The organism is Winogradskyella psychrotolerans RS-3 (genome assembly GCF_000427335.1).
GTDB lineage: Bacteria > Bacteroidota > Bacteroidia > Flavobacteriales > Flavobacteriaceae > Winogradskyella > Winogradskyella psychrotolerans.
On the sequence record NZ_ATMR01000091.1, the window covers coordinates 37,813 to 53,640 of the forward strand.

General features: G+C 33.1%; 14 protein-coding genes. 8 read left to right on the forward strand and 6 right to left on the reverse strand.

Annotation, left to right across the window (positions count from 1 at the left end; translation table 11 throughout):
* Positions 1 to 30 precede the first annotated feature (30 nt).
* The 8 genes from pheT (at position 31) to ribB (ending at position 10,843) form a co-directional block, all read left to right on the forward strand.
* Positions 31 to 2,457 carry a phenylalanine--tRNA ligase subunit beta gene (gene pheT / locus ADIWIN_RS06795; protein ID WP_020894296.1) on the forward strand — a complete coding sequence of 809 codons (2,427 nt, stop codon included), beginning with the start codon at positions 31 to 33 and terminating at the stop codon, positions 2,455 to 2,457.
* A 212-nt stretch (positions 2,458 to 2,669) separates the two neighbouring features.
* Positions 2,670 to 3,170, forward strand: coding sequence for a thiol peroxidase (gene tpx, locus ADIWIN_RS06800; RefSeq protein WP_020894297.1), 501 nt, complete (start codon positions 2,670 to 2,672; stop codon positions 3,168 to 3,170).
* Positions 3,171 to 3,177: 7 nt separating this feature from the next.
* Positions 3,178 to 3,546 (forward strand): diacylglycerol kinase family protein, encoded by a 369-nt coding sequence (locus ADIWIN_RS06805; RefSeq protein WP_020894298.1) that lies wholly within the window; start codon positions 3,178 to 3,180, stop codon positions 3,544 to 3,546.
* A 139-nt stretch (positions 3,547 to 3,685) separates the two neighbouring features.
* On the forward strand, positions 3,686 to 4,459 hold the full coding sequence (locus tag ADIWIN_RS06810; RefSeq protein WP_020894299.1) for a M15 family metallopeptidase: 774 nt from the start codon (positions 3,686 to 3,688) through the stop codon (positions 4,457 to 4,459).
* 32 nt (positions 4,460 to 4,491) lie between these two features.
* Entirely contained in the window at positions 4,492 to 6,936 is a 2,445-nt protein-coding gene (locus ADIWIN_RS06815) for an FtsK/SpoIIIE family DNA translocase (protein ID WP_020894300.1), read from the forward strand.
* 60 nt (positions 6,937 to 6,996) lie between these two features.
* A complete protein-coding gene (gene lolA1 / locus ADIWIN_RS06820) occupies positions 6,997 to 7,638 on the forward strand; it encodes an outer membrane lipoprotein periplasmic chaperone LolA1 (protein WP_020894301.1) in 642 nt (213 codons plus the stop codon).
* A gap of 17 nt (positions 7,639 to 7,655) precedes the next feature.
* Positions 7,656 to 9,659, forward strand: coding sequence for an LptF/LptG family permease (locus tag ADIWIN_RS06825; protein ID WP_081669540.1), 2,004 nt, complete (start codon positions 7,656 to 7,658; stop codon positions 9,657 to 9,659).
* A 35-nt stretch (positions 9,660 to 9,694) separates the two neighbouring features.
* A complete protein-coding gene (ribB, locus tag ADIWIN_RS06830) occupies positions 9,695 to 10,843 on the forward strand; it encodes a 3,4-dihydroxy-2-butanone-4-phosphate synthase (RefSeq protein ID WP_020894303.1) in 1,149 nt (382 codons plus the stop codon).
* A gap of 112 nt (positions 10,844 to 10,955) precedes the next feature.
* On the opposite strand, the gene ADIWIN_RS22150 is transcribed toward ribB, so the two are convergent.
* The 6 genes from ADIWIN_RS22150 to ADIWIN_RS06855 form a co-directional block, all read right to left on the reverse strand.
* A complete protein-coding gene (locus ADIWIN_RS22150; protein WP_081669546.1) occupies positions 10,956 to 11,063 on the reverse strand; it encodes a T9SS type A sorting domain-containing protein in 108 nt (35 codons plus the stop codon).
* A 97-nt stretch (positions 11,064 to 11,160) separates the two neighbouring features.
* A complete protein-coding gene (locus tag ADIWIN_RS06835; RefSeq protein WP_020894304.1) occupies positions 11,161 to 12,354 on the reverse strand; it encodes a DegT/DnrJ/EryC1/StrS family aminotransferase in 1,194 nt (397 codons plus the stop codon).
* Positions 12,355 to 12,432: 78 nt separating this feature from the next.
* Positions 12,433 to 13,062: an NAD(P)H-dependent oxidoreductase gene (locus ADIWIN_RS06840; RefSeq protein WP_020894305.1), complete on the reverse strand. Its 630-nt coding sequence runs from the start codon at positions 13,060 to 13,062 to the stop codon at positions 12,433 to 12,435.
* A 139-nt stretch (positions 13,063 to 13,201) separates the two neighbouring features.
* Positions 13,202 to 13,642 carry a T9SS type B sorting domain-containing protein gene (locus tag ADIWIN_RS06845; RefSeq protein WP_020894306.1) on the reverse strand — a complete coding sequence of 147 codons (441 nt, stop codon included), beginning with the start codon at positions 13,640 to 13,642 and terminating at the stop codon, positions 13,202 to 13,204.
* A 244-nt stretch (positions 13,643 to 13,886) separates the two neighbouring features.
* Complete coding sequence (locus ADIWIN_RS06850) at positions 13,887 to 14,336, reverse strand: hypothetical protein (RefSeq protein WP_040756710.1); 450 nt, start codon at positions 14,334 to 14,336, stop codon at positions 13,887 to 13,889.
* Between the two features lie 109 nt (positions 14,337 to 14,445).
* Entirely contained in the window at positions 14,446 to 15,819 is a 1,374-nt protein-coding gene (locus ADIWIN_RS06855) for an MBL fold metallo-hydrolase RNA specificity domain-containing protein (protein WP_020894308.1), read from the reverse strand.
* Between the last annotated feature and the right edge of the window lie 9 nt (positions 15,820 to 15,828).

Consider the following 15,828-nt stretch of genomic DNA (forward strand, 5'->3'; position numbering starts at 1 on the left):
CTATCTTTGTAGCTTCACTAAATTGAAAAAATGAAGATTTCATACAACTGGCTTAAACAGTTTATAAAAACCGATTGGGACGCCGAAAAAACAGGCGAATTACTTACTGATCTGGGTTTAGAAATAGAAGGTATTGACACTTACGAATCTGTAAAGGGCGGATTAAAAGGTATTGTTGTGGGTGAGGTTTTAACTTGCGTACAACACCCAAATGCAGACCGATTAAAAGTTACAACCGTAAATATTGGTGAGGATACTCCTGTACAAATTGTTTGTGGGGCACCTAATGTGGCTGCCGGACAAAAAGTACCTGTAGCAACTATTGGCACTACGCTATACACTGCAGAAGGAGAAGCTTGGACCATTAAGAAAGGTAAGATCAGAGGCGAAGAAAGTCATGGAATGATTTGTGCTGAAGACGAATTAGGTCTTGGAGAATCGCACGATGGTATTATGGTTTTAGATGCTAATGTAAAAGTTGGCACACTAGCTGCAGATCTTTTTAAGGTTGAAAATGATGAAGTATTTGAAATTGGCCTGACTCCTAACCGAGCAGATGCGATGAGCCATTACGGTGTAGCGCGCGATTTAAAAGCTGGTTTATTACAAAAAGAAATTTTCCTAGAGCTTATTACTCCTTCAGTAAGCTCTTACCACGTTGATGCTAGAGCATATAAAGTAGATGTTGATGTGCAAGATTATGAAAAAGCACCACGCTATTCTGGTGTAACCATATCTGGAATTAAAGTTGAAAGTTCTCCGGCTTGGTTGCAAAACCGTTTAAAATCTATTGGCCTATCACCTATTAATAATATTGTAGATATTACAAATTATGTCTTACACGAGTTAGGGCAACCTTTACACGCTTTTGATGGTGATAGAATTACCGGTAATAAAATTGAAGTTAAAACCTGTAAAGCAGGAACAAAATTCACCACTTTAGATGGTGTTGAGCGCGAATTACACGAGGAAGACTTAATGATTTGCGATGCCAAAAAACCAATGTGTATTGCTGGTGTTTTTGGAGGTCTTGATTCTGGTGTTTCAGAACACACATCGCGTATTTTCTTAGAAAGTGCTTATTTTAATCCGGTTAGTGTTCGTAAAACAGCTAAACGTCATGGTTTAAATACGGACTCTTCTTTTAGATTTGAACGTGGTATTGATCCTAATCTTACTGAGTATGCTTTAAAACGCGCTGCTTTATTAATTCTGGAAATTGCTGGTGGTGAAATTACAAGTGATATTGTAGATACCTATCCGAAGAAAATAAAAGATTTTGAAGTACGATTGAGTTTTGACAGTGCTAAAAAATTAATTGGAGAAACGATTCCCGAAGAAACTATAAAAAGTATTTTATCCTCTTTAGAGATTAAAGTCAATAATGTTACTGAAGCTGGTTTAGGATTAACTGTACCTGCCTACAGAAACGATGTTCAGCGTGAAGCTGATATTATTGAAGAAATCTTGAGAGTGTATGGTTACAATAATATAGCCACTACAGAAAAGCTTAATGCGTCTATTTCTAATTCATCACGTTTTGAAGATTATAAACTTCAAAATATCATTGGAAATCAATTAGTATCTCAAGGTTTTTATGAAATTATGGCCAACTCATTAACAACACCTAAGTATGTTGAATTGAGTGACGACTTAAACGCGGATCATAATGTAAAAATGCTGAATCCACTTAGTAGTGATTTAGAAGTGATGCGTCAGTCATTATTGTTTTCAGGATTGGAAGCTGTAGCACATAACATTAACCGAAAACGCAACGATTTAAAGCTTTTTGAATACGGTAAAACCTATCATCAATACACTGAAGCGCGAGAAGAACACAAACACTTATCGTTATTTGTAACAGGAAATAAAACGGAAGAACGTTGGAATGCAGCTGCTCATCCAGGTGACTTCTTTTATTTAAAAGGAACTATAGAAGTGATTTTACAACGTTTAGGTTTATCACGTTTAAAATCGACTCCAAATACATCTGATATTTTCAGTGAAGGCATGAGTTTTTCTGTTGGAAAGAAGAAAATGGTTGACTTCGGATTGGTTAAAAAATCGGTATTGAAACATTTTGGTATTTCTCAGAATGTATTATTCGCAGATTTTAACTGGGATAATGTGATAGAAATGGCAAAACATAATAAAATTAAGTTTAGTCCTATTTCTAAATACCCATCTATACGACGCGATTTTGCTTTGTTATTAGACAACAATGTTACTTTTGAAGATATAGACACCATAGCCAAGCAGACCGAAAAACAATTGCTTAAAAACGTGAATTTATTTGACGTTTACGAAGGCAAAAATTTACCTCAGGGTAAAAAGAGTTATGCGGTGAGTTTTATATTTCAAGACGAAAACAAGACGCTAAACGATAAACAAATTGATAAAATCATGTCCAAACTACAATCTAATTTTGAAAGTAAACTGGGGGCTGAATTGCGATAACAATCAATAATTATCAAAAACAAGAAGCCCTTAAACTTTATGATTAAGGGCTTTTGTATGTTTAAAACGCTTTAAATCCATTCTATTAATAGTATATACGAAGCAGCATTTTTACAGTAATAATCAATTCAAATAATAATTCTAAATATTATTCTTAATTTAAGAGTAATGCGCATAAAAGTTGGTATTTTTAACAAACAAAAAAATAAATCATGGCAAATATAACATTAGGAGGAAACCCAATAGAAACTACAGGTCAATTACCTGCAGTAGGTACAAAAATACCCGATTTTACACTTACAGCAACCGATTTATCGGCTAAATCTAATACAGATTACAAAGGCAATCGATTGATATTAAATATTTTCCCAAGTATAGATACTGGTACTTGTGCGCAATCTGTGAGAACATTTAATGAAAAAGCAAGCGCATTAGACAACACAAAAGTATTATGTATTTCTAAAGATTTACCATTTGCTTTAGCTCGTTTTTGTGGAGCTGAAGGTTTAGATAACGTAGAAAGTCTTTCTGATTTTAAAACCGGAGATTTTGGAAAAGATTACGGTATCACTTTTAAAACAGGACCTTTAGCACCTTTATTATCGCGTTGTATTGTCGTTATCGATACTGATGGTACTGTTTTACATACAGAGCAAGTTGCTGAAATTAAAGATGAGCCTAATTACGAAAGTGCATTAGCAAGTTTAGCATAATTACTGCATGCCCAAAAAAGAATCTTTTCTAATTAATAGAATAAAAAGTATAGGCTTTGCTTTTAAAGGCATGCTTATACTTATTAGAACAGAAGCCAGTATTCAAGTACAACTATGCATCGCCATAGTGGTCACAATTACTGGCTTCTGTTTTGATATTTCTAAAACCGAATGGATTGCACAATTCTCAATGATTGGCTTGGTAATGAGTCTTGAAGGTATGAATACTGCTATTGAAGCTCTTGCTGATTTTATACATCCTGACTATCATAAAAAAATTGGATTAATAAAAGATGTGGCTGCTGGTGCCGTTTTTATTGCCTCTATAGTCGCGGTTATAATTGCTGGCATTATTTATATTCCTAAGTTTATATAAGGAAAAAAACACACCTTAGGTAAGTAAATTAAAATATCCCATCTATAAATTCACGTTTCCATACCAAAATCAAGAATAGAAACGTTTCATATTTGTATTTTTGTCCCATTCAAAACCAACAACACTTTTAAGCCTTAAGATGAAATCATTATTTGTGACGTTTTCTATTGTATTAGCGCTCTTCAGTTGCAATGAAAAGGATAAAAAAATTAGTTCTACAGAACTTATAACAGCCCAAATAGATACTTTAAAAACTAGTGAAGCTCCAAGCATCCCCATTACAAAAGCATTGGTTTTAGGAAAGTTTGATTATAAAACAGATTCTACATTTAGTAAGGTTAGTGCACAACATTCTGCAAAAACCTTATACCTTAATAAAACGGTTTATGCTTCTTTTTTAGACATGTATAATGCTGCTGAAAAAGACGGAGTCGTATTACGCATCTTATCAGGAACACGAAATTTTGACGAACAAAAAGCAATTTGGGAACGCAAATGGAATACCTATTCTAATCTTGAGCCGCTAAAACGAGCTCATAAAATTTTAGAATATAGTTCTATGCCAAGTTCTTCTCGTCATCATTGGGGAACAGATTTAGACTTAAATAGTTTAAGTAATTCGTATTTTAGCAGTGGAGAAGGAAAGTCTATCTATGATTGGCTGAATGCTAATGCTCATAATTTTGGGTTTTATCAAGTTTACACCACCAAAGAAAATGGCAGAACAGGTTACAATCTAGAAAAATGGCATTGGTCTTATTTACCACTAGCACATCACTATTTAGAGTTTTATAATTCTAATATCACCATTGAAGATATTAGTGATTTTAAAGGTTTTGAAACAGCAAAAGAATTACATATTATAGAAGACTATGTCAATGGGATTTCTAAAGGAGCAAAAGATTACAACTAAAATATAGATTCCTACTTTCGTGGGAAGTAAGCATGGCAAAAAAAACAACAAAAAAGAAAACAACCACTAAAGCGGCACCAAAGACTAAGGCTAAGAGGGCATTTAAAAAGCCTTCACTTAAGTTGTCTAGTCAACAAAAACTAATTTTTGGTAGTTTCCTTATTATTTTAGGAGCACTCCTCTTTATTTCATTTTTATCCTTTGTATTTACGGGTAAGGAAGATCAAAGTGTGCTTCATAATTTCCCAGAACGTTCAAATGAATATAAGAACTGGGCAAGTCAGCTTGGTGCTTGGGTAAGCGAATTTTTTATTACTAAAGGATTTGGTTTACCTTCCTTTATTTTTGCTGGTTTATTATTTCTTTCAGGTGTTTATGTTACTTTGAGTTTAAACAAATCAAAATTAAGATCACATTGGATTTGGGGAACACTGATCGTTGTATGGCTGTCAATTCTTTTTGGATTTTTCACTCATAAATATGATTTTCTAGGTGGCACTATTGGTTTCGAGATGAATCAATTCTTTCAAGATTACATTGGTAAAATTGGTACGATACTCTTGTTAGTGTTTGGGCTTATCACCTACTTGGCTATTCGATTTAAAATCACAGGAGAGACTCTAGTAAACAGTTTTAAAAGTGCAAAAAGCTCTATCAAAGAAGATTTACAATCCGATAAAAAGGCAACAGAACCGACACCTATTTTCGATAATAGTTTAACTGAAGAAGCCGAAGCTATTAAGTCTGCTTTGGACATTCCTTTAAAAAAGACAGAACCTACTATTACTAAGCATTCTAAACCAGAACCTGAGGTTGAGAAGGATTCTAAAGTGGAAATGCTAAAAATGGAAGTCACAGAAAAGCCAAAAGAAGAAACCATTGAAACTCCTGAATTAAAAATCGAGGTTGAAGCCGTTGAAGAAGAAAAATCTGAAACCGACAATTTAGCCGATAAATTAGTTGAAGATTTTGGACAGTTTGATCCGACACTCGAATTAGGTAAATTTCAATTTCCTCCATTAGATTTATTAAAGAAATATGATAATGAAGGTATTTCTATAGATCAAGATGAGCTTGAAGAAAATAAAAACAAAATTGTAGAAACACTTAACAACTACAAAATTGGAATTTCGAGCATAAAAGCGACTATCGGACCAACAGTTACACTATATGAAATTGTGCCAGATGCTGGTATCCGAATTTCAAAAATTAAAAACTTAGAAGATGATATTGCCCTATCCCTTGCGGCTTTAGGAATTAGAATCATTGCCCCTATTCCAGGAAAAGGAACCATTGGAATTGAAGTACCTAATAAAAATTCGACTATTGTATCGATGCGCTCAGTTATTGCGTCTCAAAAATTTCAAAAATCGGATATGCAATTACCAATCGCTTTTGGAAAAACCATTAGCAATGAAACCTTTGTTGTCGATTTGGCTAAAATGCCACACTTACTTATGGCTGGTGCAACAGGCCAGGGTAAATCGGTAGGTTTAAATGCTGTGCTGACTTCTTTATTATATAAAAAGCATCCAGCAGAAGTAAAATTTGTTCTTGTTGATCCTAAAAAAGTAGAATTAACACTTTTCAATAAAATTGAACGTCATTATTTGGCAAAACTTCCAGATAGTGAAGAAGCCATCATCACAGATAATACAAAGGTTATAAACACCTTAAATTCACTTTGTATTGAAATGGATAACCGTTACGAAATGCTTAAAAATGCCTTTTGTAGAAACATTGCCGAATACAACGTAAAATTTAAAGCCAGAAAATTAAACCCTAATGATGGTCATGCATTTTTACCATATATTGTATTGGTTGTAGATGAGTTTGCAGATTTAATTATGACGGCAGGTAAAGAGGTAGAAACACCAATTGCTAGACTTGCGCAGTTGGCTCGTGCTATTGGTATCCACTTAATTGTGGCAACACAACGTCCATCGGTTAACGTTATTACAGGTATTATTAAAGCGAATTTCCCAGCTCGTATCGCATTTAGAGTAACGAGTAAAATAGATTCGCGTACTATTTTAGATGGTTCGGGTGCCGATCAGTTGATTGGTCGTGGAGATATGCTTTACACACAAGGTAACGAACTTATTCGTATTCAATGTGCGTTTGTAGACACTCCTGAAGTTGAAAAAATAACAGAATTTATCGGTTCACAAAAAGCATATCCGGATGCTCATTTACTGCCAGAGTACGTTGGTGAAGAAGGTGGCACAAATCTTGATATTGATATATCAGACAGAGATAAATTGTTTAGAGAAGCAGCAGAACTTATTGTAACAGCACAACAAGGCTCTGCATCTTTATTACAACGAAAATTAAAATTAGGTTACAACAGAGCAGGTCGTATTATTGATCAATTAGAAGCTGCTGGTATTGTTGGAAATTTTGAAGGAAGTAAAGCGCGTCAAGTTTTAATTCCTGATTTAGTATCCTTAGATCAGTTGCTAGATAATGAACAATAACAGTACATTGCACTAGGTAACAAAAACATTATTTTACACTATAAATAGAAACAAAAAAGAATGAAAAAATTAATTATTATCGCATGTATTGCTATAGGGTTCAATGCTTTCGCTCAAAATGATGCCAAAGCAGAATCTTTACTAAAAGAAGTAAGCACAAAAATTAAAAGCTATAAAAACATTAGCTTAGATTTTAAATATGAATTAAATAATATTAGCGAGAATATTAAACAAGAAACGCGAGGTGATGTAGTCATAGAGGGTGAAAAATACAAGCTTAACATCCTAGGTGTTACACGCATTTTTGATGGCAAGACATTACACACTATTAGTCCTGAAGATGAGGAAGTTACTATTTCTTCGGATAATTCAGAAGATGAAAGTACCATCACACCAAGTAAAATGTTATCCTTTTATGAAGATGGTTATAGCTTTAAAATGGACATCTTACAAACCATCAAAGGACGCAAAATTCAGTATATCAAACTCAATCCAATGGATACAAATTCTGAAATAAAGCATATTTTATTAGGGATTGATGCAACTACTAAGCATATTTACAATTTAATTGAAGTTGGTAAAAACGGAACGAAAACAACATTAACTGTTAATTCTTTTAAAACCGACCAACCTATATCAAAAACCTTATTTACATTTGACAAAAGTAAATACAGCGATTACTTTATCAATAAAATAGACTAAGGCTAAATTTTAATTGTGTGAAAATATTAGATAGGTACATACTTATCACATTTTTAAAGACGTTTTTTAGCGTCTTTATTATATTCATGTTCATCTTTATTTTACAAGGAGTTTGGCTATACATTGCTGAACTTGCTGGTAAAGATCTGGACGTTACTGTGACGGCTAAATTTATTTTGTACTATATGCCAAAGTTAATTCCTTTGGTAGTGCCTTTGACTGTTTTATTATCTTCAATCATGGTTTTTGGCAACTTTGCAGAAAACTATGAGTTTGCGGCAATGAAATCTACAGGTATTTCTTTGCAACGTGCTATGCGTAGCTTAAGTGTCTTTATTGTTGCACTTGGAATCGGCTGTTTCTTTTTTGCGAATAATGTGATTCCTTGGGGAGAATATAATTTTTATAACCTAAGACGTAACATCGCTAAAATGAAACCAGCATTAGCTATTGCTGAAGGTCAGTTTAATGAAATAGGAAATATTAATATAAAAGTTGCCAAGAAATCTGGTGACCGAGGGCAGTTTCTTGAAGATGTTGTTATTCATGAAAAAAGCACCACGAGACGCGGAAATTATAAAGTTATTGCTTCTGAAAAAGGTGAATTAAAAAGTAGTCCAGACTCTAATATTCTTCAACTTGAATTGTTGAATGGGAATTACTACGAAGAAGTCATTAGCAAAGACGTAAGGAAGAATCAAAACAAGCCGCATGTAAAAAGCTATTTTGATAACTACATTACCAATGTTGATTTAGAAATACTAAATAGTGATGACTTAGATGAGAAAAGTCAATCTGACAGATACAACATGTTAAGTGTAGCTCAGCTAAATAAAGTAATTGATACCTTAGAACGAAACAGAGCAAATGATTATAAAGCTTTATCTAGCACCTTATACAATCGAAGTACATATGCGTCTTTAAATATTAATATAGATACATCTAAGACTAGAAAAACCGTTCCTAAGGATTCTATTTTAATTTCTAAGAATCTTTTAGATTTTTATAGTACAGCTCAAAAAATTCAGATTTTAAATTTGGCAGTAAATTCTTCTAATAGTACTAGACAAATTTTAGATTCTAATAAAAAGAATTTAGAAACGAAGCAAATATTCTTAAACAAGCACATTATTTCATTACAAGATAAAATTGTTTTAGCATTTGCCTGTATTATTCTCTTTTTTGTAGGAGCACCACTTGGAGCATTAATACGTAAAGGTGGACTTGGACTCCCAATGGTCATCGCTATTGTACTATTCCTAACCTATCATTTCTTTGGAATTTTCGCAAAAAACAGTGCTGAAAAAGGTAGTTTTAGTCCCATTATTGGTTCTTGGCTTTCTACAGCCGTAATGCTACCTTTAAGTATTTATCTTACAACACGTGCGACAAATGATAAAGGTGTTTTTCAGTTTGATGCCATCATTGTGCCTTTAAAACGATTATTCAATCCTAAGAATAAACTTCAACTTTCAGAAAGTGATACTAAAGTGTATAACTTTTATTCCAAATATTCTATGGAAGAGTTAATAGGGATTATTAAAAATCAAGATGAAATTACGTTGGATAAAAAGCCAAAAGAGATTGCACTTCATAATATATTAGATCGCAATATTTCACTTGAAGGTTTAAAGTCTGAAGGTTTAGAAATTCCAGATACACTTATAAAAGCGAGAGTACTACTTAAAGATTACAATGATTATTCAAAAACTAGTTTAATAAGTTATTGTGTTGGTATTGTACTACTTGTGTTACATTTTGTATTTAACAATAATAAACTTCCGGAATTAGCAGAGTCGGCTTTAACTTTAAGTATTATCGCATTCATATTTTTTGTTATATATGTTATTGTCAACGCTTTTGTCTATTCAAAATTTTATAAGATTATTAATCAGGAAGGAAAGCACATCAATCCTTTTATTGTTGCCTTAACACTTCCTATTTATCCACTAAAGTATATAATTGTAAGAAGTAGAATTTCTCAAGACTTCTACCTCAGCTGTCTTCAAAATATAAAATAAACGTATCTTTGCAGCGTCAAAAAAAAAGCACCATGATGATAACTAAAACCAAGAATACACAAACCAGTCTAAACACTATTCAAGAAGCTATAGAAGACATTAAACAAGGTAAGGTTATTATTGTTGTTGATGATGAAAATCGTGAAAATGAAGGTGATTTTATTGCAGCTTCAGAAGCTGTAACGCCTGAAATGATAAATTTCATGGCAAAACATGGTAGAGGGCTCATATGTGCTCCTCTTACTGAAGACCGCTGTGACGAACTAGATTTATCAATGATGGTACAAAACAATACCGTTCTACATCATACCCAGTTTACGGTTTCTGTTGATTTAATAGGACAAGGATGTACAACAGGTATTTCTGTCCATGACAGAGCAAAAACAATTAAAGCTTTAGTTGAAAAGGATACCAAGCCACAAGATTTAGGTCGTCCAGGACATATATTTCCTCTTAAAGCTAAGAATGGCGGAGTTTTAAGACGTACAGGTCATACTGAAGCCGCGGTTGATTTAGCGCGTTTAGCTGGATTTCAACCTGCCGGAATTTTAGTCGAAATTTTAAATGAGGATGGCACCATGGCAAGGCTTCCTGAATTATTGAAAGTAGCTGAGAAATTTGATTTAAAAATTATCTCAATTGAAGACCTAGTAGCCTACCGTATGGAGCACGATTCTTTAATTGAAAAGAAAGAAGATTTTAATATCGAAACACGTTTTGGTAAATTTAGACTAAGAGCCTACCAACAAACAACGAACAATCAAATTCATATTGCTTTAACTAAAGGAAGTTGGTCAAAAGACGAACCTGTTTTAGCACGTGTTAATGTTTCCTTAGTTAATAATGACATCCTTGGAACGTTAACCAATAATGCAGATCAAAAATTGGACAATATGTTCAACGCCATCAATACAGAAGGAAAAGGAGCTGTAATTTTCATTAATCAGCAAGCAGAATCGATGAATCTATTGAATCGTCTGTCTATTTTGAAAGACAATCAAATAGAAGGGGAATTAGTAAAAGCACCGAGTTTAGGTATGGATTCTAAAGATTTCGGTATTGGAGCCCAAATACTTCACGATCTTAAAGTGAGAAAACTAAGATTATTATCCAACAGTCTCCAAACCAAACGTGTTGGTATGATTGGTTATGGTTTAGAAATTGTAGATTATGTAGAGTATTAAGGACGTCTACTATATAAATGTATTAGTTATAGTGTTTTTTCACTAATTAGAAAGAGAGCCTTATTTTTTAAATCTGGCTCTCTTTTTATAGTTATTAATAGCGACTTTTATTCTATTTTATGACTATCTTTTTTGTCATTTCTCCTTTATCAGAATAAATTTTCAATACGTAAGTACCAGACTCTAATTGATCTACTTTTATCTGTTCTGCCTTGTGTATAAATAAATTCTAATTTAAAAAAATTGAAGTTTGAATGTAAGAAAATTAAAACATGGTTTCTTACAAATACATAGACTGATAGAAAATAAGTTTAAATTTAAATATGCGCTTTAATAATTTTCGCCATCTTTTCAGCACGTGCTTTAACTTCATCTTCTGTCCAAGACAATTTAATTAAACACGATATATTACGAGCGATGTATGAATCAGATTGCTCAAAGGTTTTTGTTTGAAGGTATTCTAAACCTTTTTTTACTTCTGTTGAAATTGGAAACAACGATTTTAAATCCTTAAGATGATTCCATTCTTTAATATAATGCCAATTGTTGTGATAGTAATTCCAACACGCATCTACTCCACCTGTTTTAAACGCTTCAATTACTTTTTGCGAAGATTCGGCATCTGGTAAAAAGAAGTTTAAGAAGGCATAACTTTCTTCACCTCCTTTAGGAACAGTTCTAAACGTTACTCCCGGAACTCTAGATAATGCATTTCTTAGAATCGTATAATTACGTTTCTGAATAGAAATAAACTCAGGTAAACGTCTTACTTGAGCCAAACCAACGGCTGCATGTAATTCTGAAATTCTAAAATTATAACCTAAAAACGGATGTGTTTCTGCACCTCTATCATTACCAAGATGGTCATGACCATGATCACTGTAATGATCGGCATTTATATAGTAATCTTTGTTATTCGTGACAACAGCTCCTCCTTCACCACAGGTAATTGTTTTTACAAAGTCGAAAGAAAAACACCCTAAGTCAGCAATGCTACCTAATGGTTTTCCGTTATAAGTGCCTCCAATAGCTTGGCATGCATCTTCTACAAATAATAAATTATGCGTATTACAAATGTCTTGCAACGCATCCATATTCCCCATACTTCCGCACATTTGTACAATCATAACGGCTTTAGTTTTTGGAGTAATTGCAGCTTCAACAGCTTTTGGATCTAAAGTTAATGTATCGTCAATATCAACCAAAATAGGAATAGCCCCTAACATCATAATGGCTTCAAAACTCGCCACAAACGTAAAGGTTGGCATAATCACCTCATCACCTGCTCCTACTCCCGCTGACGCTAAGGCAACAGATACTGCGGCTGTTCCACTAGAAACCAATTGAACGTGGTTAGATTGAAATGTGGTCGCCAATTCAGCTTCCAATTCTTTAGCTTTCCAATGGCCGTTTCGCATACCATCAAAACCATAGCGCATTAATACTCCGTTATCTAAAACATCATTAACTTCTTTGCGTTCTAAATCGCTAAATAACTCGAATCCTGGCATAGTGAATTTTGATTTTATTGTGTTTTTTCAGTCGAAAAACAAAGATATCATTTTACATATTTCTTACAGTGAAAACTGCTATAATTCTATAACGGTTTTTGAAATAGGTTGTCTTACTTTTTTAAAATCGGCAAACATATCATCATCGGCTCTATAACCAACAGGTAGCAATAATACAGAACTTAAACCGTGTTTTTCCAATTCTAATTTTTCATCTAACGCTTTTGGTATAAAGCCTTCCATCGGACAACTATCTATACCTTCTACAGCACAAACCGTCATGAGATTACCTAGAGCGATATATGCCTGTTTAGTTGCCCAAATTAGTTTCTTATCTGCAGGCATATCTTCAACTGTAGATTTTAATTCTTCCTTAAAAGGATTAAGAATTGCATCTGGTGTATTTCGTATGGCTTTAATCGTATCAAAATGATCATTTACATCGTTACCGTCAATTTCAGTTTGAATACATAGTACCAATAAATGAGAAGCATCAACAACCTGTCGTTGACCATAAGCGACTTCTATCAAACGCTCTCTTACAATCTTATCTTCTATAACAACCATTTTTAAGGTTTGCAAACCAAAAGACACAGCTGTTAAATTGAAAGCTTCCTTTAAAGTATTTAATTTTTCCTTTGAAAGTGTTTTAGTAGCATCAAATTTTTTGGTTGCGTACCTCCATTTCAATTGTTTTATGATGGACATTTGTTCTTATTTTTCTTCAAAAATACATAATATATCTTTGGATTGATTAGTTGATACAAGAACGACTCTTATAAAATGAAAAAGCCGAATGGCTCTTAGAGACATTCAGCTTTCTATATAAATTGCTTTTAAATTGAAACTACCGTTTCAAAGCAAAATGTGATTGAAACTCTTTACGTAAGCCGCTACTTGGTTCATCATACTCTACAGTAAAATAGTCACTTGTTGGCAAAGCATTACCATTGAATGTTCCGTTCCATCCTTCTCCATCAGGATTCATTTGAATTAGCAGTTTACCGTAGCGATCATAAATATAAGTTGATGCTTTACTACCAATACCTTGAATGTTCCATGCGTCATTATTACCATCTCCATTAGGTGTAAAACACAATGGATAGTCGATAACAAAAATAGACTCTGTTGTTTTTCCACAACCGTTTTTATCTCTTGCTGTTATGTCATGTTCACCTGCAGAAACATTAGTAAAAACACCCTCAACTTGCCATGGCCCTCCATTTAAGCTATTTTCGTAGACACTAATTCCTGTGGCAATACCATTTATATATTGTTTTAAATACAAAGTGAACTAAATCTCTAGAGATTATTAAAATAATATATAAACATACACTCTTCAAACAGAAAAGATTTAGCGCACTACATAAATTAATGATGAAATTAAGCGTAAGATTTTTAGCAAAAAAAAATGCTTTTAGTATGTTTACTAAAAGCATTTATAATCCTTTACAATCAAAAACTCAGAGCGTCTATTTTGCCTATCTTCCTCTTCTATACAACTCATAGACGATTAAATTTTTCTTGATATTTCATTCCCTATCTAGCAGATGACTTCTTTTATCTTCTTTTTTGATGTTTTTTATAATATCAAAAAGTTGTGTTTTCAATGACTTATACTCTTTTAAGAAGTCTTTAATCCCAATGACTAAATCCTGATGTTCTTTAGTATATGCTTTTTCCGCTTCTTTTTGATCAATGCCATCCACCATTATTTCTAACTCATTTTCATGCATTTTAACAGCCTCTATTAGTTTATTGTTATGCTTTTCTGATCTATTAATGGCATCTACAATTTCTTTACTATCAGAAAACTTATCAGATGCTATTAATTGAGATGTAAAATGTGTTACTAAATCTTCAAAAAACAGATGTTCATCTTTTATAAAATTCAATTCAGACAACCATTCTTTAGACACTATGTGCATTTCTTCTGCACTCAACCATTCTGCATGGCGTAAGTTTGTTTGTGTGGTTTTCATGATTTCCATAGGTTTTGGGTTAATTATTAATTTAAGTACTAAGTTAATACCTATAACTAAAAACTAAAATGACGAATGTCAGTTCAACCAATAATTGCTTACTTATTTTTTATAGCATTACTTTTTCAACATCTGTCAATTTCGGAATAGTCACATTCCAATTGTATTTATCTTTTAATTTCACTCTAAAAGCATCGAGAGCTGTTGGTTCTCCGTGAATTAAATATATGTTTTCAGGTACATTTTTTATATCACTTACCCAATCTAACAAATCTTGCTGGTCGGCATGTGCTGATAGACTCTCAATACTTTTTATAGTAGCTTTTACAGGATAGTATTTACCAAAAAAGCGAATCTCGTGTGCCCCTTCTAAAAGTTGTCTACCTCGTGTACCTTCTGCTTGATAACCCACTAACAGCACAGTCGTTGTTGGCTCATCTATAAGCTGCTGCAAATATGTGAGTACGCGTCCGCCTGTAACCATGCCACTACCAGCAATAACAATTTTAGATCTTTTGTCGTCAATAGTTTCCCAAGTTTCTTTATACGATTGAATAATATTGACATGATTGCACATAGCATCATAATCTTGCATCGCTAATTTATGCCACTTCGGAAAACGTTTAAAAACATCCAAAACATTATTACCCATTGGACTATCTACAAAAATTGGAATATTTGGAATTCTATTTTGCTGATACAACTTCCAGAGAATATACATCAGTGTTTGTAATCGTTCTACGGCAAAACTTGGAATAATTAAATTGCCTTTTTTTTGTAGAGTCTCTAAAACGATTTCTGTTAGGACATCTTCAACATTTTCTTTTGGATGTATTTTGTTTCCGTAGGTACTTTCCATAAATAAAAAATCTGCCCATTCTGGTTTTTTGGGAGCATTGAGTAAATAATCATTCCGCCTACCAATATCTCCAGAAAACACAAAGCGCTTACCGTTTATTTCAATTTCTATAAATGTAGCCCCTATTATATGGCCGTTATACTGAAATCGATAAGAAATATGTTCTGATAACTGAATCCATTTATCCACAAGCTCTATTTCAAATTTCTTTATAGTATTTTCAGAATCTTTAATAGTGTAAAATGGCAACGCAGGATTGTGTTTGCTATACTTTTCCTTATTGGCTTTATTAGCTTCTTCTTCGTGGATTTTAGCACTATCCTTTAATATTATTTCTGCAATGGCAAGCGTTGGAGCAGTCCCTTTAATTTTACCTTTAAATCCTTGTTTTAATAAACGTGGTAGATAACCAACATGGTCTAAATGACCATGAGTTAACAAAACAACATCAATAGCTGCCACATCTATAGGTAAATCCTCCCAATTGAGTTTTCTTAGTTCTTTTAGACCTTGAAACATACCGCAATCTATCAGTATGTTTTTTTCTGAAGTTTCAATTAAAAATTTTGATCCAGTAACAACTCCTGCTGCTCCCAAAAAATTGATTTTCGCAAATTTTTCCATGATTTATTA

Bases quoted from the DNA above. Each gene is read 5' to 3' on its own strand.
- pheT (WP_020894296.1), top strand. From the start codon at position 31: ATGAAGATTTCATACAACTGGCTTAAACAGTTTATAAAAACCGATTGG.
- tpx (WP_020894297.1), top strand. From the start codon at position 2,670: ATGGCAAATATAACATTAGGAGGAAACCCAATAGAAACTACAGGTCAA.
- ADIWIN_RS06805 (WP_020894298.1), top strand. From the start codon at position 3,178: ATGCCCAAAAAAGAATCTTTTCTAATTAATAGAATAAAAAGTATAGGC.
- ADIWIN_RS06810 (WP_020894299.1), top strand. From the start codon at position 3,686: ATGAAATCATTATTTGTGACGTTTTCTATTGTATTAGCGCTCTTCAGT.
- ADIWIN_RS06815 (WP_020894300.1), top strand. From the start codon at position 4,492: ATGGCAAAAAAAACAACAAAAAAGAAAACAACCACTAAAGCGGCACCA.
- lolA1 (WP_020894301.1), top strand. From the start codon at position 6,997: ATGAAAAAATTAATTATTATCGCATGTATTGCTATAGGGTTCAATGCT.
- ribB (WP_020894303.1), top strand. From the start codon at position 9,695: ATGATAACTAAAACCAAGAATACACAAACCAGTCTAAACACTATTCAA.
- ADIWIN_RS06835 (WP_020894304.1), bottom strand. From the start codon at position 12,354: ATGCCAGGATTCGAGTTATTTAGCGATTTAGAACGCAAAGAAGTTAAT.
- ADIWIN_RS06840 (WP_020894305.1), bottom strand. From the start codon at position 13,062: ATGTCCATCATAAAACAATTGAAATGGAGGTACGCAACCAAAAAATTT.
- ADIWIN_RS06850 (WP_040756710.1), bottom strand. From the start codon at position 14,336: ATGAAAACCACACAAACAAACTTACGCCATGCAGAATGGTTGAGTGCA.
- ADIWIN_RS06855 (WP_020894308.1), bottom strand. From the start codon at position 15,819: ATGGAAAAATTTGCGAAAATCAATTTTTTGGGAGCAGCAGGAGTTGTT.